This is a genomic window from Aminobacterium sp. MB27-C1, assembly GCF_030908405.1.
Lineage (GTDB): Bacteria > Synergistota > Synergistia > Synergistales > Aminobacteriaceae > Aminobacterium.
Map to the genome: position 1 here is coordinate 241,378 of NZ_CP133089.1, position 23,128 is coordinate 264,505.

22 protein-coding genes are annotated in these 23,128 nt (G+C 41.9%); 9 read left to right on the plus strand and 13 right to left on the minus strand.

The features are described 5' to 3' along the window. The first annotated feature begins 9 nt into the window (after positions 1-9). The 3 genes from RBH88_RS01140 to RBH88_RS01150 all read left to right on the plus strand — a co-directional run bounded on the left by RBH88_RS01140 (position 10) and on the right by RBH88_RS01150 (position 2,805). Positions 10-1,263 (plus strand): LeuA family protein, encoded by a 1,254-nt coding sequence (locus tag RBH88_RS01140; RefSeq protein ID WP_213691015.1) that lies wholly within the window; start codon positions 10-12, stop codon positions 1,261-1,263. Positions 1,264-1,339: 76 nt separating this feature from the next. Next, positions 1,340-1,636, plus strand: coding sequence for a UxaA family hydrolase (locus tag RBH88_RS01145; protein WP_213691016.1), 297 nt, complete (start codon positions 1,340-1,342; stop codon positions 1,634-1,636). Beyond that, complete coding sequence (locus tag RBH88_RS01150) at positions 1,633-2,805, plus strand: UxaA family hydrolase (protein ID WP_213691017.1); 1,173 nt, start codon at positions 1,633-1,635, stop codon at positions 2,803-2,805. The genes RBH88_RS01145 and RBH88_RS01150 overlap by 4 nt, the downstream gene beginning before the upstream one ends. A gap of 40 nt (positions 2,806-2,845) precedes the next feature. Here the strand turns inward: RBH88_RS01150 and eda are convergent, their stop codons facing one another. The 7 genes from eda to RBH88_RS01185 all read right to left on the minus strand — a co-directional run bounded on the left by eda (position 2,846) and on the right by RBH88_RS01185 (position 10,864). Beyond that, a complete protein-coding gene (eda, locus tag RBH88_RS01155) occupies positions 2,846-3,802 on the minus strand; it encodes a bifunctional 4-hydroxy-2-oxoglutarate aldolase/2-dehydro-3-deoxy-phosphogluconate aldolase (protein WP_213695575.1) in 957 nt (318 codons plus the stop codon). Positions 3,803-3,837: 35 nt separating this feature from the next. Continuing rightward, positions 3,838-5,565: a dihydroxy-acid dehydratase gene (gene ilvD, locus RBH88_RS01160; RefSeq protein WP_213699289.1), complete on the minus strand. Its 1,728-nt coding sequence runs from the start codon at positions 5,563-5,565 to the stop codon at positions 3,838-3,840. A 70-nt stretch (positions 5,566-5,635) separates the two neighbouring features. Continuing rightward, a complete protein-coding gene (locus tag RBH88_RS01165; RefSeq protein ID WP_213691020.1) occupies positions 5,636-6,637 on the minus strand; it encodes a TRAP transporter substrate-binding protein in 1,002 nt (333 codons plus the stop codon). 66 nt (positions 6,638-6,703) lie between these two features. Beyond that, positions 6,704-7,990, minus strand: a complete 1,287-nt coding sequence (locus RBH88_RS01170) for a TRAP transporter large permease (RefSeq protein ID WP_213699290.1) — start codon at positions 7,988-7,990, stop codon at positions 6,704-6,706. Next, the gene (locus RBH88_RS01175; protein ID WP_213691023.1) at positions 7,990-8,478 is read right to left on the minus strand and encodes a TRAP transporter small permease; all 489 of its coding nucleotides are present in this window, start codon (positions 8,476-8,478) and stop codon (positions 7,990-7,992) included. The genes RBH88_RS01170 and RBH88_RS01175 overlap by 1 nt, the downstream gene beginning before the upstream one ends. Before the next feature lie 12 nt (positions 8,479-8,490). After that, positions 8,491-9,768: a nickel-dependent lactate racemase gene (gene larA / locus RBH88_RS01180; protein ID WP_213691024.1), complete on the minus strand. Its 1,278-nt coding sequence runs from the start codon at positions 9,766-9,768 to the stop codon at positions 8,491-8,493. A 4-nt stretch (positions 9,769-9,772) separates the two neighbouring features. Next, positions 9,773-10,864 carry an Ldh family oxidoreductase gene (locus tag RBH88_RS01185; protein WP_307879789.1) on the minus strand — a complete coding sequence of 364 codons (1,092 nt, stop codon included), beginning with the start codon at positions 10,862-10,864 and terminating at the stop codon, positions 9,773-9,775. 426 nt (positions 10,865-11,290) lie between these two features. On the opposite strand from RBH88_RS01185, the gene RBH88_RS01190 reads away from it, so the two are divergent. Together RBH88_RS01190 and RBH88_RS01195 are read left to right on the plus strand one after the other, a co-directional pair. Next, the gene (locus tag RBH88_RS01190) at positions 11,291-12,493 is read left to right on the plus strand and encodes a M20 family metallopeptidase (RefSeq protein ID WP_213691025.1); all 1,203 of its coding nucleotides are present in this window, start codon (positions 11,291-11,293) and stop codon (positions 12,491-12,493) included. 82 nt (positions 12,494-12,575) lie between these two features. After that, positions 12,576-13,343: an SDR family oxidoreductase gene (locus RBH88_RS01195; RefSeq protein WP_213691026.1), complete on the plus strand. Its 768-nt coding sequence runs from the start codon at positions 12,576-12,578 to the stop codon at positions 13,341-13,343. A gap of 5 nt (positions 13,344-13,348) precedes the next feature. On the opposite strand, the gene RBH88_RS01200 is transcribed toward RBH88_RS01195, so the two are convergent. Beyond that, on the minus strand, positions 13,349-13,507 hold the full coding sequence (locus RBH88_RS01200; protein WP_213699292.1) for a hypothetical protein: 159 nt from the start codon (positions 13,505-13,507) through the stop codon (positions 13,349-13,351). 83 nt (positions 13,508-13,590) lie between these two features. Between RBH88_RS01200 and RBH88_RS01205 the strand changes: the two genes are divergently transcribed. Beyond that, positions 13,591-14,820 (plus strand): hypothetical protein, encoded by a 1,230-nt coding sequence (locus tag RBH88_RS01205; protein ID WP_213691028.1) that lies wholly within the window; start codon positions 13,591-13,593, stop codon positions 14,818-14,820. Positions 14,821-14,852: 32 nt separating this feature from the next. Here the strand turns inward: RBH88_RS01205 and RBH88_RS01210 are convergent, their stop codons facing one another. From RBH88_RS01210 to RBH88_RS01230, 5 genes are all read right to left on the minus strand, one after another. Continuing rightward, the gene (locus RBH88_RS01210) at positions 14,853-15,776 is read right to left on the minus strand and encodes a hypothetical protein (protein WP_213691029.1); all 924 of its coding nucleotides are present in this window, start codon (positions 15,774-15,776) and stop codon (positions 14,853-14,855) included. Then, positions 15,776-16,756, minus strand: a complete 981-nt coding sequence (locus RBH88_RS01215) for a M42 family metallopeptidase (RefSeq protein WP_213695419.1) — start codon at positions 16,754-16,756, stop codon at positions 15,776-15,778. The genes RBH88_RS01210 and RBH88_RS01215 overlap by 1 nt, the downstream gene beginning before the upstream one ends. Further along, positions 16,749-17,795, minus strand: coding sequence for a hypothetical protein (locus tag RBH88_RS01220; RefSeq protein ID WP_213695420.1), 1,047 nt, complete (start codon positions 17,793-17,795; stop codon positions 16,749-16,751). The genes RBH88_RS01215 and RBH88_RS01220 overlap by 8 nt, the downstream gene beginning before the upstream one ends. An 84-nt stretch (positions 17,796-17,879) precedes the next feature. Next, complete coding sequence (locus RBH88_RS01225) at positions 17,880-19,457, minus strand: glutathione ABC transporter substrate-binding protein (protein ID WP_213691032.1); 1,578 nt, start codon at positions 19,455-19,457, stop codon at positions 17,880-17,882. A 108-nt stretch (positions 19,458-19,565) separates the two neighbouring features. Beyond that, on the minus strand, positions 19,566-20,399 hold the full coding sequence (locus tag RBH88_RS01230; protein WP_213691033.1) for a M55 family metallopeptidase: 834 nt from the start codon (positions 20,397-20,399) through the stop codon (positions 19,566-19,568). 133 nt (positions 20,400-20,532) lie between these two features. Here RBH88_RS01230 and RBH88_RS01235 point away from each other — a divergent pair, with 133 nt between their 5' ends. The 3 genes from RBH88_RS01235 to opp1C all read left to right on the plus strand — a co-directional run bounded on the left by RBH88_RS01235 (position 20,533) and on the right by opp1C (position 23,124). Beyond that, positions 20,533-21,231, plus strand: coding sequence for a GntR family transcriptional regulator (locus RBH88_RS01235; RefSeq protein ID WP_213691034.1), 699 nt, complete (start codon positions 20,533-20,535; stop codon positions 21,229-21,231). 113 nt (positions 21,232-21,344) lie between these two features. Then, positions 21,345-22,265 carry an ABC transporter permease gene (locus tag RBH88_RS01240; RefSeq protein WP_213691035.1) on the plus strand — a complete coding sequence of 307 codons (921 nt, stop codon included), beginning with the start codon at positions 21,345-21,347 and terminating at the stop codon, positions 22,263-22,265. Beyond that, positions 22,258-23,124, plus strand: coding sequence for a nickel/cobalt ABC transporter permease (gene opp1C / locus RBH88_RS01245; RefSeq protein ID WP_213691036.1), 867 nt, complete (start codon positions 22,258-22,260; stop codon positions 23,122-23,124). Before RBH88_RS01240 ends, opp1C begins: the two co-directional genes overlap by 8 nt. Positions 23,125-23,128 lie beyond the last annotated feature (4 nt).

Consider the following 23,128-nt stretch of genomic DNA (forward strand, 5'->3'; position numbering starts at 1 on the left):
GGATTAGTGATGAAACTTCTTGAAAACATGCCAATGGAGGGTGCTCCTTATTTCGGAGAAAAGAAATGGGTTTCACCTTTAAATTTTATGCCTGAGGTGAAAGGAGAAGAAACTTCTTCTAAAGTATACATCCATGATGTAACTTTGAGAGATGGCGAACAAACATGTGGCTTGAATTGGACAGAAGATGAACGTGTAGATATCGCTGTCGCATTGAATGATTTAGGCGTAAAAAGTATCGAGGTAGGAATGCCTATTATATCGGAAGATATAGGAAGGGCCATTAAACGTTTAGTAAAAATGAATTTAACGTCAGAACTCATTCCTTTTTGCAGAGCAAGGAAAGATGATATCGAATTTGCTGCTAAAACAGGAGTCGAAAAAATAATAGTTGAGCACGCAGTTAATCCATATACAAACTATTATGCCTATCATGCAGATACTGAAAAGCTTCTTGATCGTGTTATTTCAAATGTAAGTTATGCTCAGTCACTTGGTTTGAAAGTTACTTTTATGGGTTGGGACGTAACACGAGGAACTTTGGATTATGCCAAAAAGGTTTACAAAACAGTTGTCGATGCGGTCCATCCAGAAGCAGTGGTTTTTACTGACAGTTTTGGAGTGGCAACTCCTCAAGCAATATACCATTCTATTAAGGAATTAAAGAAAGTACTTGGAGATACGCCGATAGAATTTCATGTTCATAATGAGTTTGGAATGGCCATGGGATCAGTTATGGCTGCTGCATATGCAGGTATTTCTGGAATACACTCATCGATTAATGCTTTAGGAGAGAGAACGGGTAACGTAGCTACTGAAGAAGTTGCCGCAGCTCTTGAACTATTGCTTAATATCGATACGAATATCAACCTTGACAGGATCAACGATGTTACCCTCATGGTTGAGAAGATTACAGGAATTCCTATTCATTACAACAAACCTGTGACTGGAAAAAGACTTTTTTGGATGGAATCAGGAGTAGTTGTACAGGCAAAAAGCAGGCTTGAACAAGCTGGAATTCAAGCAGCAATGTTTCCTTACATGCCCGAATTAGTGGGAAGAGAACCTGCTAATGTTGTTATCGGGGGATCAAGTGGAAAAGACAGTATTATGCAGTATCTGGATAAGATGGGTTTGGCATATGCTGAAGATGACTTGCAGCCTCTTACCGATAAAGTTAAGGAATTGGGAAGAGCTAAAAGAGATGTTGTTACTGTTGAGGAATTTGAAAATATTTATAAAGAGTATATGAATAATAAATAAAGATATAAATGCAGCCTCCCTTTCTTTAGAGGGGGGGCTGTGCTTTTTGAGGCTTCATTGTGGAAGGATGAGAAGAATGACTCCAAACGCCATATTGATAGATAAAAAAGATTCAGTTGTTACGGCAGTAAAAGATATAGCGGCAGGGGACGCTGTAATAGCTAAAGACTATTGTGGAGAAGAATTACTGGCTAAAGAGCCTATCCCAAGAGGTTTTAAAGCTGCATTGTCTTATATCCCAAAAGGAGCGTTTATTTATAAATATGGGAAGCCTGTCGGAGTTGCTACTCAAGATATAGAGGCAGGAAAAGTTGTTCATGTGCACAACATTAGAAGTAACAGAGGCAAGGAGTATAGGGAGGAACACAAATGAACTCGATTTCTCTAAAAGGGTATAGACGGGCAGATGGAACGGTAGGTATCCGCAATCATATACTCGTGCTTCCGACAGTTATTTGTGGTAATTCTGTAGTAGAGGAATTAGGGCGTAGGTACCCTGATATCATTGCTATTTCTCACCCTTATGGCTGTACCTTTGATCCTTTAAGTAATAGGGAAATTACAGATATTTTTGTAGGCTTAGGTAAAAACCCTAACTTTGGAGCTGTTCTGATTGTAAGTTTAGGATGCGAAACAGTTAAACTTCTTGAAGTAAGCCGTGCCATTAAGAGGACGGGAAAACCGGTTGAAATATTATCAATTCAAAAATGTGGAGGAACACGAAAGACGATAGAAGAAGGGGATAAGATTATCCACCGTTTCTCCGAAATTTTAAAAAGGGAAGAGAAAGTAGATGTTGCTTTATCTGACCTTATCATTGGCACAGAATGTGGCGCTTCCGATAGCTATTCTGGGCTTTCCGCAAATCCCGTGGTTGGTAATGCCTGTGATAGATTTGTTGATGAAGGGGCTACTGTCTTTTTAACAGAAGTGACAGAATTTATCGGTGCGGAAGATATTTTAAGGCGACAGTGTAAAAATGAAGAAGTAGGTTCTCAGCTTATGGAATTAGTGGCAATGACTGAACATTTTATGGCACGTGTTGGACATAGTGATATTGCAGACATTTCCCCAGGGAACATTGCTGGGGGGCTGAGTACGATAGAGGAGAAGTCCTTGGGGTGTATTCGTAAGGGAGGTACCAGGCCTATTGTAGAGGTTGTTGGTCATGGCATTCGTCCTCAACAAAAAGGATTGGTTGTTATGGATGCACCGGGACATGACGTTGAATCTATGGTTGCTATGGCAGCTGGCGGGGCAAATTTGATTTTTTTCACTACTGGCAGAGGAACTCCAACGGGCTGTCCAGGGATACCTGTCATTAAAGTTTCAAGTAATTCCCAGGCGTTTGCAAATATGAGAGATAACATTGATTTCAATGCAGGTTTAGTAATTGACGGAGATAAGAGTATTTCTGAGCTGGGAGAAGATCTTTTTAATTATGCCGTTACTGTGGCAAATGGCGAGGAAACTGCTTCCGAGCGATTACGTTGTCGAGAATTTGCTATACGCAGGCGTGGTGTTGATGCTTACATTATTTAGTAAAAAATAGGGCCTTGAGAAAACTCAAGACCCTATTTTTTTACTCTACAAGATGTATGGCGAAACCTGATATTTCAATATCGAGGTAAGCAACTTTTAACCGCCCATCTTTTCTTTTTTCTGTTTCTGGTCTGGTCTTTATTCCCATTTGTTCAAAATAGGCTACGGCACGTTCAACGCTATTCGTATGAATGGCGATATGTCCTTTGCTGCCAAGATAGGGAGATTTCATTATTTCAAAAGATTTGCCGGCAAAAACCGAGCTATTTCCGTTTTTTACTGGCATATTGAAGAGCTTTTCGAAGAGCTGAGCACAGCGTAAAGCTTCTTCTTCCGAACTTTCATTGATCCCTATGTGAACCAGAGAAAAATTATGCATTGTAAAAACAGCTTCGCGTACAAGTTTTGTTATTTGATCGAATGCTTTGGCCGCCACTAAGTCTCCTTTTACCATCCAGCTGCCGCCGCATGCGTGCACTACAGGTAAAGCGAGATAGCTATTCAAGTTCTCGGCATTTATGCCCCCTGTAGGAATAAATTTCACATTTCGATAGGGGCCGGCCAGGGCCTTGAGCATTGCGACACCGCCTGATGCTTCGGCAGGAAAGAATTTTAATATAGAAAGTCCTCGTTCTAATCCCATTTCAATTTGAGATGGAGAGTTAACTCCAGGTGTTATGGGAATATTGTTGTCAATGCAATAATCTACAATCGTAGGATTAAAACCTGGAGAGACAATAAATTGAGCTCCCGCATCAACTGATCGTTTCACCTGATCGATTGTCAGTACAGTTCCAGCACCAACAAGAAGGTTGGGAAGGTGTGTTGATATTTGTCGTATGGATTCTTCTGCTGCATCTGTTCGGAATGTAACCTCAGCTACTGGAAGACCTCCATCAATAAGGGCTTGTCCCAAAGGAAGGGCATCTTCGGCATGGTCAAGTTTTATTACAGGAATAAGACCACATTTCCCAATAGTTTCAAGAACAGCGTTCATATATACCCACTTCTTTCTTTAAGTTTTCTTGTTTTTTAGTTTTCAAAATCCATATAGGCTCCCAACATTGCCGAACTTGCATGGCGACTGTAAAGAGCGAGGATTCCTTTTTTCTTTTTCGTCATTGGAGAGATATATTCTTCTCTGCGTTTTTTGATAACGTTTTTCATTTCTTCTTCAGTATATTTTTCTCCATGGACTCCAACAAGAGAGAGTCGACGTTCAGGAATGTTTATCTCTATAAGGTCTTCCTCTTCAACGAAAGCTATTGGACCTTGCTGCGCCGCTTCAGGCGAAATATGTCCGATTGCTGGTCCTCGAGTAGCACCAGAAAATCTTCCGTCAGTGAGTAACGCAATAGAAGACGCTAATTCAGGATCTGAAGCTACTGCTTCTGTTGTATAGAACATTTCTGGCATTCCAGAGCCACGAGGTCCTTCGTAGCGTATAATGACAATATCTCCAGGCTGTATAACCTTGTCAATAACAGCTTGATATGCCTCTTCTTCGCTGTTGAAAGGACGTGCTCGTCCGATCATGACATTCATTTCTTTAGGAATAGCGGAGTGTTTAACAACAGCTCCCTCTGGAGCCAGGTTTCCTTTTAGAATGGAAATTGAGCCAGAAGCGTTGAGAGGAGCAGTTTTGCTTCTTATAATCTCTTCTTTTTCAAAGCCACGTTCGGCAATAAGTTCTTTATGATGTTCAAAGTATCCTGCCTTTTCCAGCTTTTCAAGGTTTTCTCCCAGTGTTTCTCCAGTTACGGTTTTTACGTCAAGGTTCAGAGAGTCTCTAATTTGTCTCATAACTTCTGGAACTCCGCCTGCTAACCAGAAAAGCTCTGATGGATGCTTCCCACTGGTTTTTATATTAACAAGCCATGGAATATTACGGTTAATACGGTCAAAAATATCTGCATTAAAGGAAATTCCCGCTTCATGAGCAATAGCAGCGATATGCATTACGGCATTCGTAGAACCTGCAATTGCAGCATGAACCATAACTGCATTTTCGAATGCCTTTTCGTTTAAAATCTGACGTGCACATATATCTTTTTCCACAAGGGATAGAAGAGCCTTACAACTTTCTTGAAGCATTTTTTTCAGCTCTGGTCTCACCGTTGGTATGAGGGCAGAGCCGGGAAGGGCCATACCAAGAGCTTCTCCCATGACTTGCATTGTTGAGGCTGTTCCCATGAATTGACAGGCACCACACGTAGGGCATGCGTGCTGTTTATACCATGTAAATTTTTCTTCTGAAATTTCCCCTCTTTTATATTGTGCAAGATATGTTCCTATCTGTTCGAGGGTTAAATTCTCAGGGCCTGCCGACATAGCTCCACCTGGCATAAAGATTGCGGGCAGATCGAGTCGAGCCATAGACATGAGATGGGCAGGAATAGCTTTATCGCACGATGAAATATAAAGAATCCCATCAAAGGGCGTCGCCATAATTTGTGTTTCAACCATAGCTGTTATGAGGTCACGAGAAGGGAGAGAATAGTTCATCCCATCATGTCCCTGTGCTATGCCATCACAAATATCTGTAACTGTGTAAACGGCACCTCTGGCTTGCTTTTCTCGAAGAGTATGTTGTGCCTCTTCTACGAGCAAATGAAGATGGGCGCTTCCAGGATGACTTTCACCCATCGTACTTTGAATCATAATTTGTGGCAGTGCCAATTCTTCTGCGGTCCAGCCAGATCCCATGCGAAGGGAGTCCATTTCTGCTGCGACGGACCGCATTTTCTGACTTCTTAGCATTTTTCACCCTCCCTTGCAAAAAAGGGGAAAGGGTTTACCCCTTCCCCCCTTATCAAATGTATTTTTCTACTTAGTCTTTATATTCAGCAATGAGATCCTGAACCTGCTTAATCAGATCTGCACCAATTTCGTTAGCATATTCGTCATATACCGGCTGTACGGCTTTCTGGAATTCGGCTTTCTGCTCAGGGGTAAGAATGGTTACAGTCATTTTCTCTTTAAGCTTTTCAAGATATTCTGCATTCATTTGGCGGTTCAATTTTCTATTGTGAACCTTTGCTTCTAATGCGGCGTCTTTTACAACCTTCTGAAGATCTGCGGGCAGACCATCCCAGAAAGATTTAGAAATGAGAAGAACGAAAGGAGAGTAGACGTGACCTGTATCAGTAGCAAAGTCCTGGACTTCAAAGAAGTTCTGAAGATAGATTGTTCCCCATGGGTTTTCCTGTCCATCGACGACGTGCTGTTGCATGGCTGAGAAAAGTTCTCCAAATGCCATTGGGGTAGGGTTGGCTCCCATAGCGCGCCAGGCAGCAAGGTGAATGGGGTTTTCCATGGTACGAATTTTAAGCCCCTGTACATCTGCAGGAGATTTAACAGCATGACCGTTATTTGTCAGCATTCTATAACCGTTCTCCCAGTAAGCAAGACCAATGAGCCCCTGATCTTTAAGCTGATCAAGAAGACTCTGACCAACTGGTCCGTCAAGAATGTAGTCTGCAATTTTTTCGTTCGGGAAGAGGAAAGGCAAATCAAAAATTTTGAAGCCATTTACGAAGGTGCTGATAGGAGCTGTTGAAGGGCATGTCATTTCCTGAGTTCCCATTTTCAATGCTTCCATCATTTCTCTGTCATCGCCAAGCTGGCTTGAATGGTAAAGTTCGACTGTTATTTTGCCAGCGCTATTTTTCTCTACGAGTTCTTTAAAGTACTCTAGTGATTTGTATTGAGCAGACTTATCGTTCAGTCCAATGCCTGCCGTGATGGTATACTCTGCAGCAGCGGCTGCAAAAGCGAATGCAGTAAGAAGAGCCAATGTCAATACAAAGGTTGAAAAAATCTTTCTTCTCATAAATAATTCACCCCTTTTTAAAATCAGCGCTTAATAACGCTGTCTTGATGCCATATTTGTTTCCAACTAGTTCATCAACACATTAGGTATGAACATAACCAACTGTGGGAAGAAAATAAACAAAATAAGAGCCACAATCTCTGCTATGAGGAACGGTAAAATAGACCGAACGAGTTCCTCGAATTTGACGTTAGCAACTCCACATGCCACGTATAAAACTGTTCCTACTGGAGGTGTTATGAGCCCCAGCCCGAGGTTGATAGACATAATGACTCCGAAGTAAACAGGGTCAATTCCCACAGACTCCATAACGGGAAGAAGAATAGGAGCCAAAATGAGCATGGCTGGAGTAAGATCCATAACGAATCCGACAAGGAAAAGCAAGATATTAGCAATGATCAAAACGCCAAGCCGAGCATCTGTTATTGAGCGTATAAGCTCTGCAAGGGCGAAAGGAACACGTGCTCTTGTAAGGAGCCAGGCGGTTGCCATGGCCATTCCGCAGAGGAAGAGAACAATGGCTGTTGTCTTGGCAGTGTTCAAAAATATATCAGGAAGATCGCGGAATGTGATTTCTTTGTAGACAAATAAGCCAAGAATGAGGGCTACGAAGGCAGAAACTGCTCCTGCTTCAGTAGCTGTGAATATACCTCCGAGTATGCCTCCAACGACGATAACAGGAATGGAAAGAGCAAGCCAAGCTCCTTTAAAGGTTTGAGCAACCCTTTTAATATTAAACTTATGGCTGCTTCCTTTCATTTTCCCATAGCCATGCTTTTTGGTTAGGAACCAGGTCGTGACCATGAGCGAAAGGCCCACTATGATTCCTGGTATGATTCCTCCAAGGAAAATACGAGCTATAGATGTGTTTGTAACGATCCCAAAGAGAATAAAGGGGATGCTCGGAGGAATAATAATGCCGATTACAGATGCAGAAGCTGTAACAGCAGCGGCAAAAGAAGGAGGATAGCCTTCCTCTTTCATCGGGGGAACAAGAAGTCCGCCTATGGCTGCTGCTTCTGCTACGGCAGATCCGGAAATACCTCCAAAGAACATGCTGCTTAAAATGGCGACATGTCCTAACCCTCCGGTTATATGACCCACCAGAGAGTCTGCAAAGTCAACAAGACGTTTAGCGATGCCACCTCTGTTCATGACTTCTCCTACAAACATAAAAAAGGGTATAGCTAGAAGTGGAAAGCTGTTCATTCCAGAAATAATTTTGGCTGGGAGTACCATGAAAGGAATATTCATAACATGGAGCATAGCAATATTAGCAAGGCCCAAGCAGAAAACAATAGGTAACCCGAAAATAATAAAGAAGAAAAGGATTCCTAAGAATAACCAAAGCATTAGGCTTCACTCCTTTTCCAGCCAAGTAGCAATGCAAGATGCTCATATATCTTGCAAATATTGATAATGAGCATCATGAATGCGCTGACAGGAGCGATGATGTAAACCCACTTCATGGGAATGTAGAGTGCTGGAGAAAGGTTTGTAGCTGAATTTGCCACGATAAGACCATAGCGAAGAAGAATAACGATAACCAGAAGAATGAAGAAATCGGCAGCAAGGCGAATAAAACGTTTGATAGTTGGAGAAGGAATACGATCTACAACGAAATCCAATCCGATATGTTCGTTATATCCATAAGCAAGAACAGCTCCAAGAAACGAAACCCAGATAAAAATAAAACGAGAAAGTTCATCTGCCCAACTGAGGGAGCTGTTAAGAACGTAACGACAAAAAACATTAACTCCTACTATAATGAAAAGAGAAAGGGTAAGAATGATGAGAAAAGCTTTATAAGCTTTTAGTAGCGTTTGAAATATCTTTTGCACAGGTTGCCCTCCTTAATCATCAAGTAAGGGGAGGATATCTCCGCCATTTTTCAGAACAACAACACTAGCATCTTTCCCTTTCAGTTCAAAAGCCATATCTAATGCTTTTTGTGCTGAAGGAGCCCACATAAATCCTATCTTTTCTGCAGTTTCTTTATCTATTCCATCAGAAACGAGTATTCCTCGTCCCTTGTCTCTGATTACTCGCCCTACATGAGAAATATGAGCTGCCATTGTCAGGTCGGTTATTTCGCCTTCATCTACTTTTTTCTTAATTTCTTCGAAAGGGAGATACCCTATTTCGAGAAGCTCGGGATGTCCTTGAGCTACACCGTCGGGACACGGAGTAACAAGAATGAGAATGCCATCTTTTTTGAGAGCGAGGTCTCCAGAATAAATACCTTTTGCGGCTTGCCAGAGTTCTGCATCGGCAGGAAAAGATTCTACAATAACAATATCTGCAAGACAAGGGAGAGATGCCCCAAAAATTTCTTTCGATGAGCTGCAGCCCGCTCTGTGTGCTTCTATGGGATCTCCGGCGACACAGCGATATATTTCTTCATTACCATCAAGAACCACATTGACGATATATTTTAATCCGGCGGCGAGTCCCACGGCGTTCATTTCACGGCGAACAGGCGTGTCGATTTTCCCTATAAAGTCTTTCCCGTCATATAGAGCGCTTACCCAGTGGGTTTGCCCTGTAGTAATGCCTCCCGAAACGCCAGGTTGTACTATTTTTGCTCCTCCTGAGAAACCAACGACGCGGTGAGGAGTGATATGACCAACACCTATAACAAAATCAGCTTCTAAAAGAGCTTTATTCACCCATATTTCTGTTCCATTTTCTGTAGGAGGAAGCTCGACAAGTTGATCGGGATCATTCCAACAGTGTTGCGATATTGTATATTTATCAAGGATATTACTTCCAAATTTCTTCTCAAGTTCTTCCTGAGTCATAGGGCGGTGAGTTCCCAGGGCCACCATAATAGAAATGTCTTCAGGTGCAACTCCCGCTTTTTGAAGTCTTTTCATAACTTCAGGAAGAATAATGTGTGCAGGTGTATTGCGCGTATTGTCGTCGGCAAGAATAAGCACTTTCTGTCCACTTTTTACGCACTCTTCCAGCCTAGGGGCACCGACAGGAGCGTTGAGACCTGCGTTGATAGCCTCGATATCATCTTTGAAGGGCTTCGGTGGGCAAGCAGGGCTTAGCACAGCTACAAGATTTTTTTCAGGAATCGAAACACCTTCGTAATCGGGGTAGGAAAAAGAGATAGTAGTATTCATGGCTCTACCATTCTTTTAAAGGAGAAAGACCAAACTCTTGGGCGAAGTTTTCAAGCATTGATAATGTCGCATCATCGAGTTCTACTCCCTTTTCAAGGGCCATCTTTCGTCGAGCTGCTTCTTTTTGACCGTGAGTATATACTCGTTCTTCATCTTTTAGTGGAGTGCTTGTGCGAAGAGCCCGAAGTATATCTCCTACATATGTTTTTATTGGAGCGGCATCACCGAATAAATCAAGTCTGAAAGCGGAGAAGAAGTGACTTACATTGGCATCAGGAGTTTGAAATACATCTCGGGTCCAGCTTCCCATTGAAAGAGGAGCACAGAGAAGTTCAACAAGAAGGCCCATTCCGTATCCCTTATGTCCACCCATTTCTTCTTTTGATCCACCTAAATAAACTTGTCCGCCAAGTTCTCTTGTAGGATCTGCTAAAAGATCTGTTGCTGCTTGGGCTCCCGTAATAGGCATTCCTTCTTCATCAATAACCCAACCTTCAGGAAGTTTCTTATTACGTCTCTTGTATACCCCTAACTTGCCTCTAGCTGCGGTTGTTGTAGCCATGTCAAGAAGGAAAGGATCTTCTTCATCTGATGGAATAGCTACAGCTATTGGGTTTGTTCCGAGCATACGCTGGCGTCCTAGTGCAGGGACAGCACAGCGGATTGTATTGGTAAAAGCGCTGCCTACAAAACCTTCTTTAGCGGCCATTTCTGCCCATAGTCCTGCCATCCCAAAATGGTTGGAGTTTCGTACTGCAACATAACATGTTCCGTTTTTACGAGTTTTTTCTAGGCAAATTTCCATTGCAAATTGGGATATATGCGATCCAATTCCGTAGTGTCCGTCTATAACAGCAGATATTGGGGTTTCGAAAACTATTTCAGGATCCGCTTCAGGGCGAACGTGTCCGCTTTTCAATTCGTTTCTATAAACCTTCAATCGGGTAACTCCGTGGGATGAAACTCCTCTCGCATCAGCCTCTGCAAGCACTTTTGCCGTTATTTCTGCTTTATGCTGAGGATAGCCTATTTCTTTGAGCACCTCTGCAGCAAAATCAACTAATGCACGATAATCAACACGTCTATATGTAGACATAATTTGAAGACACCTCTTCTTTCTATGAAATCTTTTCTCTCGTATCTGTAGTAGAAAATGGGGAATTGATAATAGTTATATAAGAGAAAAAGCAAGACGAAGTCAAGGATTTTTATCCGCAATGTGAACCGACGGTTCGTATTTTGAATAATTGTATCCCTCGAAGGGTTTTTTAATGTTGTTTATAGTAAAAAATAAATAAAATTTTCAAATAAAACAAATAAAGCCTATTTTAGTATTACAATATAAACAAGTTTTTGGTTTGTTTTATTTTTTTGAATTATAGAATGTGATTTAAAAAATAGTATTCATTGGTTAAGTGTGCAAAACATGATGAGTGATGGGAAGCCAAGCTTTCCTGTTTTTTGCAGGCGCTAGAGTGAAGGTTTTTATAAAAAATGTCACGATACACAAGGAGGTCTTTATATGGATATGGAAGGCATTAAGAAACTTGCACGAGAAGCGGAATCTGACGTTGTGGCTTTAAGACATCATTTTCATGCCCATCCGGAACTTTCATGGAAAGAAGTCCAGACGACTCAAAAAATAGTAGAAACGTTGAAGAGTTATGGTTTTAAGGAAGAAGATTTGCGAGTAGGTTTTGGAGGAACTTCTTCGGGAGTAATTGCAGACATCAATAAAGATGTTGATGGGCCGTGCATTGCATTACGTGGTGACATAGACGCTCTCCCCATCGTTGAGGAAAATGACGTTTCTTATAAGTCACAAAATGAAGGTGTTATGCATGCATGTGGTCATGATGCTCATAATGCTCTTTTGCTTGGGGCTGCAAAAGTATTAATGTCGATGAAAGATGAATTGCCAGGTCATGTTCGTCTTCTTTTTCAGCCTGCGGAAGAGCACGGCATAAAAGCTGGAGCGAATATAATGATTAAAGAGGGAGCTCTTGAAGGCGTAGATGCTATTTATGGTCAGCATGTATGGGCGTCTGTTCCTTCTGGGAAAATCCAATATAAGATTGGTCCTTTTATGGCCTCTGCTGATGGTTTTGAGCTTAAAATTCAGGGCAAGGGGGGGCATGGTTCAGCCCCGCAATATTCTGTTGATCCTACAATAGCTGCTGCTAACTTTGTCTTCAATCTTCAAACGATTATCAGTCGTGAAATAGATCCTCAGGATACAGTTGTAATGAGTATTGGGAAGCTGCAAGCAGGAAGCGCTTTCAATATTATTCCGGATAAAGTGGGAATCAATGGCACTATTCGAACTTTTAATCCAGAAGTACGGAATAGTTTGCCAGATAGAATGCAGAGAATCGTTGATGGCCTTTGCACAATGACAAGATGTACTGCTGATTTTGAATATCAGAAGATGATTCCTACTACTATCAATGATGAAGAAGTGGAATTGATAGCAAAAGATGTAGCTGAAGATATATTTGGTGCTGATAATGTGGAAGAAAGTCCATTGATTATGGGAGGAGAAGACTTCGCTTTTTATCAGGAAAAAATTCCTGGTGGCTTCTGTTTTGTAGGAATAGGCAATCCGGATAAAGGAACAGATAATCCTCATCATTCGCCTCATTTCAACGTTGATGATGAAGTTCTTTGGAAAGGTGTGGCAACGTACGCAGGTGTGGCCTGGAAATATCTTGTAAGCCACAAATAGTAAAATCGAGATATCGGGTCTTTTTATTTTGGAGTAGAATAAAAAGACCCGATATTTTTTATTAAATTGAGGAGGAAAGAAATTGGTCCAGTCTTTTTTCGATATAAAAGGGAAAAGAGCCCTGGTAACAGGCTCGACTCGTGGAATTGGAAGATCTTTGGCGGAGGGACTGGCTCAAGCGGGAGCGTTAGTTTTTATTAATGGTCGTTCTCAAGATTCTGTAGACAGAGTATGTCGAGATTTTTGTCGAGAAGGGTATCAAGCAAGTGGAAAAGCTTTCGATATTTGTGATTCAAAAAGCGTTACACAGGCTATACATGGAATTAAAGAGGAGTACGGTTCTATAGATATACTCGTTAATAATGCGGGAATAATGAAAAGAGAGCCTTTACTTTCTATGCCAGAAGCAATGTGGCAAAGTGTTATTCAGACTAATCTGACGAGTGCTTTTCTTGTTGGGAAAGAAGTGGCGTCTCTTATGGCCCAAAATGAAGGGGGCAAAATTATCAATATTTGCTCTTTGATGAGTGAAGTAGGACGAGTTTCTACAGGGGCTTATGCAGCAGCAAAGGGCGGTCTTAAAATGTTGACCAAGGCTATGGCGACAGAGTGGGCTTCTTATGACATACAAGTGAATGGTATTGGGCCAGGATATATTCTTACAGAAATGACTCAACCTTTGTCGGAAGACATGAATTTTGATGCATGGCTTAAGAAGAGGACCCCAGCCCGTCGATGGGGTAAACCTTCTGATTTAATTGGAAGTTTGCTTTTTTTGGCCTCTCCCGCTTCTAATTTTGTTAACGGACAGATTATATACGTTGATGGAGGAATTCTCGCGTCCTTATAATTGCTTTATTTGTGGCGTTCTACCATCATACGAATAAGAAGGGTATCACTCCATTCCCTGCCAGGATGGGTATATTTATCGATGACAATAACGAGAGAAAGAGCCAAAATAATAACCGTGAATAGAATAATGAATTGTCCCAGAAGGGACGGCTTTTTCTTCATTTATTATCACCTACTTTCGATTTGATTTTCTTTTCTTCCTATTTCATATTATTATACAATAATAAATGGAAGGGGGGATTAAGGTGTCTTTACATAGTGCCCTAAGTCTTATTCGTTTTTTTGAAGAGGAAGGTGTACGTGCGTGGATTGTAGGCGGTGCTGTTCGTGATTCTTTGGTAGGCCGTTCACTTTCTGATGTAGATGTTGCTGTTGGGTGTAGTGGGAAAGAAATAAAAAGTTTTTTCCCTAAAGCGCCGGAGATAGGCAAAGATAGTAAAAAAACGTTTGTCGTTTTTTTTGATGGTGAAGTTTTCGATGTGTTCCCTCTATACAATAAACCTCTTGAAGAAGACCTTGCTCGACGCGATTTTACTGTTAATGCTATGGCACTAGATAGTAAAGGAAAGATTTATGATCCCTTCGATGGTTTTTCAGATTTAAGAAGAGGAATCTTGCGTTTTAACGGCAATCCTATTCATCGCCTGAAAGATGACCCCATACGAGCTCTTCGTTTGTGCCGATTTGCTTCTGCCCTTGATTTAAGAATAGACGAGGATTCCGCTCGAGCTGTAAAAAATTTTTCTTCTCATATACCCCATGTTTCATCTGAACGTATTGGACATGAGGTTTTAAAGGCTTTTGAAGGAGACGCTCTTCTCTTTTTCCGTTTTGTAAGAAGCCATAACCTTATGATGCCATTTTTCCCTTTTTTACAAAAACTTTCAGGACAACGTGTTGAAAGTACGAGTTCCTATGAGGGGGATAGCCTTCTGCACTCCTTTCTCTCTCTGCAGGCAGCTCAAAATTCACGCAAAGATATGGCTGTTCAAACTGCTGCTTTCTTTCAGCATGTAGATTCTGGTTTTATTAACGAGTTGCTTGTTGATTGGTCGTGGCCTTCTTTTCTCAGGGGGGAAATTGTTACATTAATTAAAAATCTGCCGTTTTTTTTAGAACCACTATCTGACGATAGAGCCGTTTCTATGTTCGATGCTTTAGGAGATAGCGTGGTAAATAAGCTTTTTGATCTCTCTTTTGCATCACTCATGGCATCGGGTGAGTCTACCGATTCGTGGCGTGAAAATATGCTTCTTTATTACCGTACAATTTTAAGATTGAAATGTGTAGATTTTCTTCCCAACGGAGAAGATTTAAAGAAAATGCTTGCTATAGAAGAAGGACCTTTGATTGGTTTTTTAAAGACAGGACTTAGGCAAGCTGCTGCCAAAGGTGAGATTGAAAATAAAGAAGAGGCGGAAGAGTGGCTTTGGAAAAATGCCCCGGACAGAAATAAAAATATTGCTGAAGAGTAGCGTCTTTCTGCCCGGGTCTTACGATGATGAAATCAAAGAGTTTCGATCATTTTTTGTAGAAGTTTTGCTGCATTATTACAGTCTTTTAATGAACACTTGGCTTTGGATGTATAAGCTTTTTCCAATGGTATAGCTAGGGATAAAACGGCGCAATCAGTTCCAGACGTGTGAATACCTGCTATAGGAGCGGTATCTGGTGATATCGCCGATATTTGAAGTGGTATACTGTGATCCTCTGCAATATCCCTCAGTTCTTTGCTTAAATGAGAGCTTGAAATAACAGCATTATCCCGGCATCTCAGAACAGGACCTTTCCCTACCTGTATGGAAGAATCTATAACAGGTTCAATGTGAAGCCCTATTGCTATGCGAGGGACAAGTGTTTGAGCTAAAACGTGACAACCCCGTCCGCCCACTATCCCATGAGTGCTGAAACAAAAGTAGCTTTTTCGAAGGAGTGATAGCATATCTTTCTTCTCCAGAAGGGAGAGCAATGTCCACGAAGCAATACGCCCTTCCAGAGCGGGAGCAGTGATTGAATCTCTTTCAATAGAGAAAGGACCTGTGAGAATGCCTCGATCTCCAGGTTGTGGTAATGTGGCATTATTATCAATAGTTATTGAGATTTGGTCATCATTTATTATCCCAGTTGATCCGTTGGTAAAACAAACGGTACTTCCTGATAGCGTAACTAGAGGAAGGGGGCCCATAGGAGAATAGTAAATACGAGATTTTTCGTCGTGTCCAACTACAACAAAGCTGCACTGATCCAGAGAAACTAAGATCATAACAGATTTGTTTCTTTCATAGCCCACAGTAACATTCCCTAAAGGATCTCTCGTTATACTCATATCTGATGATAATAATGATTTCAGTCTTTGTTCAATAATACTAGACACATTTTTTTCAAATGCTGTGGGAGCAAAAGATTCCACAAGGGTACGAAGAAGTTCCATTAGTCGAGCCCTCCTTTCTCTACATATTCTAAGAAAGTTGCAATAAGGGCGATCGTATGACGAAGGTCCTCTAAATTGGCAACACTGACAGAAGAGTGTATGTAGCGACACGGAACAGAGACAGTTGCACACCGGGCTCCCTCTCCTGCAATGTGAACAACTCCACCGTCGTTTCCTCCACCCATTATTCGACGTCTTTGCCATGGAATACCGTTTTCTTCGGCGAGGGAACAAAGTTTTTCACTGAGTTGTACATCAAAACAGCTTGTGTTATCGGCAATGGAAATTGCGGGGCCATTTCCAAGCGTCGTAGAGTGTCTATATGGTTCAACTGTAGGAAGGTCTGAGCAAACGGTTCCTTCAAGAACAATGCCAATTTGAGGTTTAACTCTATATGAAGCTGAAAGAGCTCCCCGTTCCCCGACTTCTTCCTGAGAAGAAAAAACGCCATATAGGGGTAAATCCCATTTTTTTTGTAAAACTGAGGCTAAAACGCAACATCCAGCTCTATCATCTAGGGCTTTTGCCTTTACTGATGTACCGTATAAAGGCCCATACTGCGTATCAAAAGCAATGTAATCTCCTACTGCAACAAGCTGAGAGGTTTCGTCGGCAGTCGTTGTTCCTATATCGATATATGAATTTTCAAAAGAATCTTCCATCCTGACGATTCCAGGAATGCGATTCGGGCCGATCTTTACCGTTTTAGATGAGAGGACTTGTTCATGAACTCCACCAGATGGAGTGAAAGAGATTGTTCCATCTTTTCTTATTGCTGTAACTATAAAACCGACTTCGTCCATATGGGCCACTATCATTACCTTGGGATGCTGAGTATTTCCGTTTTGATATGTAATAAGGCTTCCGAGGGGATCGACATCCATCTGATCGACTTTTCCGGAGAGAGATTGTTTGATGAATTCTCTAACATCTTTTTCATCACCACAGACTCCTATCAGGTTTGTAAGAGTTTTAAGCATATAAAGTCTCCTCCTTTGTCATGGAATCAAGCAGAGGAAGGCTCTCTGATATCAAAGCAAAAGCATTATTGAGGTCATTGGTGGAGATGATTTCTGTACTACTTGCTCTATATGTTACTGGCAACTCGATAAGAGCTGATGGAATTCCACCTGCCGCTGTTTGTAGCGCCCATATATCTGAAAAACGACGTTCACCAGAAGCTCGTAGTTGAAGTTGCATATTTTTTTCTTTTGCATGTGTGCGCAAAGCATTTGTTACGAATGGATGTGCTGCCGGTCCTGAGTATGAGACGGGCCCATTTGCCAAGGAGATGGGGGAATGGGGTGTTTCCTTGCTTTGGGCGGTTGTTGAATCTAAAACAAGGGCAATATGAGGTTTTTCGGCTATAGCAGCAGCAACTGCTCCTTTAAAAGCATTGTAATGTTGCGCAGCGAAGACGATGTTGAGATCGCTTTCAAGATGAGGAATATTTTCGAGTAAGGAAAGAAGGAGAGAAGCTCCCCAGCGATCAGAGAGAGCTCGACCACATATTTTCCCTTGTGCCAGCGAGGTGGCTTTTCGTCTAACAACTGCTGTTGTTCCTGGTACTATCCATTCGGGTATGGAGTCTCTAAATGTCAGCCCCAAGTCTATTCTTAAATTTTCCTCTGATAGAGGAGCTTTACGTTCCTCAGCTTTTAAAATATGAGGAGGACGGGTTCCAATTACTCCAAAAAGCGTATGAGAACCATCGCTGATTATAACTTCTTGAGCAGCTACGTCAGAAGCCTCGAGGCCCCCAACTGTTCTAAAAGCTAGAAAGCCTTTTTCATGTCCTGTTATTACGATTCCCGGTTCATCGTAATGTGTGAGAATCATAAGTTGTCTTGAAGAGTCTTTTCCTGGGATTTTAATAATGAGAGATTCTAATTGATCTTTTCTTGCGTATTTCTTGTATTTTTCTGGAATTAAACCTATAAGTGTGTCTGCACAAAAGTTTTCTGCACCACACACAGCTTGTTGCTCAGCCAAAAATTCAAGATGTTGAGCAATATCCATTGTTTACATCTCCTTCATTCTCCGGAAAAAGGCCGTCAGCGCGCTATGTGCCGACGGCCTTAGAGGTGCTTTTATGAGTCGATATTAGTCTTTGTATGTTGTGTTTGTAACTTTTACAAAATCAAGAGGAATTAACATGATATCATGAACGCCTCTGTTCACAGCAGTAAGGTTTGAACGGGTATAAATGGGTACCCATGGAACTTCTTCATTCATTATAGTCTGCGCCCTGGCATAGGCCTGACGGCGAACTTCCTGGTCTACGGAAGAGAATCCCATCATAACGGCCTCATCAACTTCTTTATTGGCGTAAAATGTTCTGTTTGCACCGTTAGGAACCCACTGATCAGAAAGAGTAAGTGGTCTGTATACCCAGTCAGCATCTCCTGTCGATGGTGACCAACCGTAGTAGATAACCTGGCTTGTATTTTCCTCAACAGGTTTTCTTGTTTCAGCCAAGAATGTACCCCAGTCCATAACAGCCATTTTTGCATCCATACCGATTTTGGAGAGATATGCTTGAACTGCTTCTGGAATCTTCAGTGCGGGAGTGTTTCTTCCATGTGTGAGAAGTTTTACGTGAAGAGTCTTCCCGTCTTTTTCAAGAATCCCGTCTCCGTTGCTATCTTTCCAGCCAGCTTCGGCAAGAAGAGCTTTTGCTTTTTCGGGATTGTAGGGGAGTCCTTCTACTTCTGAGTAACCGTTAACAAGAGGAGCTACCATTGAGTTTACAGGTGTTGCAAATCCCATCATGATATTTTTGCAGATTGCCTCTCTGTCAATGGCCATAAATATAGCCTGGCGAACTTTAACATCTTTCAAGATTTCATCCTGACAGTTTAAGGCAAGGAACTGAACCATAACGGAAGGCCCTATGCGCATATCTATTTTCTTGCTTTCCTTTAAACGGGCAACATCCTGTGGGGGAACCTGCTCTGCAACATCAATTTCTCCTGTTTCCATCATCATGGCTCTGGCAGAGTCTTCAGGAATTGTCTTGAAGATTACTTTTTTCAGTTTGGGTTTACCACCCCAGTACTTGTCATAAGCTTTTAGAGCAATGTAGTCGCCCTGAAGCCATTCGTCAAGCATAAAGGCACCTGTCCCAGAAGGGTTACGAACGAAATCTCTGTTTTCATCAACACCTTTGGGGTCAAGAATAAGTCCAGCAGTATGTGAAAGGATGTTTAGGAAAGCACCAAAAGATGTTTTAAGGTTGAAAACTACAGTATATTCGTCTTTTACTTCCACAGAATCTACGATAGGTGCGTAGAGGGAAGAACGTTTGTATTTCCCAGAAAGGATGCGATCAAAGTTTTTCTTTACAGCTTCTGCGTTAAAGGGAGTTCCACTGTGGAATGTTACACCTTCTCTAAGGTGGAATGTCCATGTTTTCCCATCTTCAGAGATATCCCAACTGGTAGCCAGTCGAGGCTGAATTTTCATCTCTTCATCAAAAGAGACAAGTCCCTCGTAGATACTATGACACACTTCTTCTGAAGGGGTATCTGTGAGATCTTGAGGATCCATGCCAAGAGCCTCGGTGCCCTTACCAATAAGGAGTGTATCCTTACTGGATGCCGCTGCTATTCCTGCAAAACAAAAGACTACGAGAAGAACTGTTAGAACAAGTATGAGAGAACGTTTTACTGATACACCCATATACAATCACTCCTCCATATTTTGATAATGGTGAAAATTACAAACAAGCATAAATATACCTAGCGCTGCTTCCCCCCCTTCTTGTCTGCTTAAAAGTAGCTTTTTTGTTTAAAGCTTGATAGACGCAGCGAGGGATGTGGCAATGCCCATCCAGCGGCGCATCTCTTCCATGGAGTTTCCATCCATACGTACTGTTCGTCCATCAATTCGTGTTACTCCGGGAGTGTACGAAACTTCATCACATTGGCGAGTATGTTTGAAAGTAAGTTCTAGAGAGTAAGGATGTGTAATGTTCATTATGGGTGCTTTGCCAGCGCGAAGAGTTTCAACGGCCCTTTTGGCGGCGTCTTTTAAAAGAGGAAAAGTTGCTGAAGGTGGTAAAAGCTTGGCGCAGCTGTTGGAGCGTCCTTCTTTTACTGCGCATGTTACAATTTCTTTCCCCAAGAGATTTTCGGCTTCTCGACATACGGCCTTATCTCCAGTAACAAGAGCTACAGGAATGCTTTTTTCAGCACATACAGCAGCATTTAATCCTGTTTCTCCTACGGGCATTCCGTTAAGTTTTGCGTTGAAAATAGTGCTTCCAGATACAGTGTGATCAAGAACCGCATGAAGGGTTCCTGCCATAGCATGGTATCCTACGAAGAAAACTCCATCACATCCATCTGTTCCCTCTATCATTCCTAAAGCTTTAGGAGTACCTGAAATAAGGCGAACGTTTGCTGGAAGCTGCGAAACATCCACATTGATCATACGTGCATGTGAATCGTTCACGAGAATTTCTGTAGCCCCTCCTTCGAGAGCTCCTTCTATTACTGCTTGTAGGTCATGAAGCTGCATTGTACATCCGAAGGCATATTCTACTGGTGCATCTGCCCGAACGTGGAGCGAACTGACTATACCTGTAGCGCCTTCCATATCTACACTTACATAGATTTTCACAGGAGATCACCTCAATAGTAAAAATACGATGCTTTAATTGACAATTATAAACGCAAGATGTAAAAATGGATAGACAAATGGACCCATTTTTAGATTCATTTATTATTTGCTCCATCCAAAAGGGGGAGAGCAAGTGGAGGGGAAGCTACGCGCCGACGAAATTGTTTTCCGATATGTCATATCGAAATTGGTCTCTAGGGAGTTGCATCCTGGAGAGAGAGTATACGAACCGGCACTTTGCAGGGAACTTGGAGTAAGCAGAACGCCAGTTCGTCAAGCTATAAGTAGACTTATCTCAGAGGGTGTTCTTGAAAATTGTGAGGGACAGAAAGGCTATAGTGTGCCTATTTTAACCCCTGAAGATATGTTCAAAGTATATTCTACGCGTGAAATGGTTGAGGCTAAGTGTGCGTATTATGCAGCGCTTAATGCTTCAGACGAGGATGTTGCCTTACTTTGGAACATGAACAGACAAGAACATCTTCTTTACGAAACAGACGATAAAGAACGTTTTGCAACACTTAACGAAAAATTCCATATCACAATCAGTACTCTAAGTAAAAATATATACTTACAACGATTTGCAGTACAACTTTATTGGAGAGCCCAACTTTATACCTTTTATCTCGGTAGTTTTTATCGCTATTATCGCTCTCTTGCCGAGAGGAAATCTCATCCTCGTGATCCTGAACATCATACGAATAAAGAGCATGCCCGAGTTATTTCGGCTATTCAGAATAGATGCCCTGACGAAGCTCATCAAGCCATGGCAGAACATATTCGCCGAACGTACGAACATTTTTGCAGAATAGAAAAATCTAATAATTTCTAGATTCGGAAAGGAGGTGTTCCTGAGAAAAATCTAGGAAAGTGAAATGGCAACACTGGAATCGTTGTAACGAAACTATGATGACGTAATTTGTTACGGAGTTATGGAGGTGTAGTATGGGACGTTTTGTTGCCAGAAGGTTGATAATGCTTATTCCTGTTCTTTTCGGAGTCTCCATTATTGCCTTCATGATCTTACATTTGGCTCCTGGCGATCCAGCAGAAATGTTAGCCGGGGTCGAAGCTTCCCAACAAGAAATCGAGCTAATCAGAGAACGTTTTGGGTTAAACCAACCCCTTCACATTCAATATTTCAGGTTTTTAAGAGGTGTGGTTACAGGTGATATGCTTTCGTTGAAATATGAACAGCCTGTTTATAAGATTATTGGACCTCGCCTGAAAAATACTCTGATCCTTTCTGTAGCTGCAATGGCTATTTCTATTATTTTGGGTGTTATTGCCGGAGTACTGGCAGCGGTCTACAGGTATTCATGGCTTGATTATTTAGCCACAGTTCTTGCTCTATTAGGAATTTCTATGCCGGTTTTTTGGTGGGGGCTTCTCATGATTCTTGTCTTTGCGGTGAATTTAATGTGGCTTCCTTCTGGAGGTATGGGGGGAATTAGGAATTTAGTACTCCCGGCCATCGTCTTAGGTACGGCATCCATGGGAATCATAACTCGTATGACTCGCTCAAGTATGCTTGATGTTTTGAGACAGGATTATATTACGACAGCTCGAGCGAAGGGGCTTTTAGAGAAAATTGTTATTGTCCGTCATGCTTTGCGAAACGCTATGATTCCAACAATAACAGTTATAGGACTTCAGTTTGGAGGGCACCTTGCTGGAGCAGTTCTTACAGAGAGCGTTTTTTCATGGCCCGGAGTGGGACGACTTCTTGTCGGGTCGATTCTTGCCCGAGATTATCCCGTCGTTCAGACAACATTGTTGATCGTGGCGGCAATTTTTGTTTTTGCCAATCTTATGGTCGATATTTTATACGCTTATCTTGATCCGAGGATTCGTTATCATGGCTAATCAGAAAACTCGAAAATCAACAACTCATATAGCGCTTATTTGGCGGCGGTTACGACGAAATAAAATTGCAGTTTTTGGATTTTTGCTTATTACTCTTTATGTTGTGGCTGCCATATTTGCTCCTGTTTTAGCACCCTATGATCCGACAGAGCAGGATTTAAGCCTGAGCCTGGCTCCTATGTCATCGGAACATTGGCTTGGGTGCGATGATTTCGGGAGGGATATATTGAGCCGTATTATTTACGGAGCAAGAACCTCTCTGATCATTCAGCTTACCTCTGTTGTCATAGCTCTTTTCGTTGGAGTTTTTCTCGGAGCTGTGGGGGGCTATTTTGGGGGCTGGATAGATGAAGTCATTATGCGATTCATGGATATTATGCTTGCATTCCCAGGAATGCTTCTTGCCCTTGCTATTGTTGCAATGTTGGGGCCGAACTTAACCAACCTTATCATTGCAATTGGAATTTATTCTGTTCCTCAGTTTGCAAGAATAACAAGAGGTTCTGTCATTAGCGTAAAACAGAACGACTATGTGACAGCAGCCAGAGCCATAGGAGAAACTGATAATTCAATTATATGGCATTACGTGCTTCCTAATGCTATATCTCCCATTATTGTTCAAACATCTTTGAGAATGGCGACGGTACTTCTTACGGCGGCTGGTTTGGGATTTTTAGGACTCGGAGTACAGCCTCCTACAGCGGAGTGGGGAACGATGTTAAGTTCTGCACGAATTTATCTTCGAAGTGCCCCCCATGTTGCTATTATTCCAGGGTTATGCATTATGCTTGTCGTATTAGGATTTAACTTCCTTGGCGATGGATTACAGGATGCACTTAACCCACGACTGAAGGAGTGATTGT

Coding starts and splice junctions, on each gene's coding strand:
- opp1C (WP_213691036.1), top strand. CDS start 22,258: ATGGCTAATCAGAAAACTCGAAAATCAACAACTCATATAGCGCTTATT.
- RBH88_RS01200 (WP_213699292.1), bottom strand. CDS start 13,507: ATGAAGAAAAAGCCGTCCCTTCTGGGACAATTCATTATTCTATTCACG.
- RBH88_RS01225 (WP_213691032.1), bottom strand. CDS start 19,457: ATGGGTGTATCAGTAAAACGTTCTCTCATACTTGTTCTAACAGTTCTT.
- RBH88_RS01240 (WP_213691035.1), top strand. CDS start 21,345: ATGGGACGTTTTGTTGCCAGAAGGTTGATAATGCTTATTCCTGTTCTT.
- RBH88_RS01215 (WP_213695419.1), bottom strand. CDS start 16,756: ATGCTTAAAACTCTTACAAACCTGATAGGAGTCTGTGGTGATGAAAAA.
- RBH88_RS01220 (WP_213695420.1), bottom strand. CDS start 17,795: ATGGATATTGCTCAACATCTTGAATTTTTGGCTGAGCAACAAGCTGTG.
- ilvD (WP_213699289.1), bottom strand. CDS start 5,565: ATGCTAAGAAGTCAGAAAATGCGGTCCGTCGCAGCAGAAATGGACTCC.
- RBH88_RS01170 (WP_213699290.1), bottom strand. CDS start 7,990: ATGCTTTGGTTATTCTTAGGAATCCTTTTCTTCTTTATTATTTTCGGG.
- RBH88_RS01190 (WP_213691025.1), top strand. CDS start 11,291: ATGGATATGGAAGGCATTAAGAAACTTGCACGAGAAGCGGAATCTGAC.
- larA (WP_213691024.1), bottom strand. CDS start 9,768: ATGAATACTACTATCTCTTTTTCCTACCCCGATTACGAAGGTGTTTCG.
- RBH88_RS01145 (WP_213691016.1), top strand. CDS start 1,340: ATGACTCCAAACGCCATATTGATAGATAAAAAAGATTCAGTTGTTACG.
- RBH88_RS01210 (WP_213691029.1), bottom strand. CDS start 15,776: ATGGAACTTCTTCGTACCCTTGTGGAATCTTTTGCTCCCACAGCATTT.
- eda (WP_213695575.1), bottom strand. CDS start 3,802: ATGAACGCTGTTCTTGAAACTATTGGGAAATGTGGTCTTATTCCTGTA.
- RBH88_RS01140 (WP_213691015.1), top strand. CDS start 10: ATGAAACTTCTTGAAAACATGCCAATGGAGGGTGCTCCTTATTTCGGA.
- RBH88_RS01150 (WP_213691017.1), top strand. CDS start 1,633: ATGAACTCGATTTCTCTAAAAGGGTATAGACGGGCAGATGGAACGGTA.
- RBH88_RS01165 (WP_213691020.1), bottom strand. CDS start 6,637: ATGAGAAGAAAGATTTTTTCAACCTTTGTATTGACATTGGCTCTTCTT.
- RBH88_RS01185 (WP_307879789.1), bottom strand. CDS start 10,864: ATGTCTACATATAGACGTGTTGATTATCGTGCATTAGTTGATTTTGCT.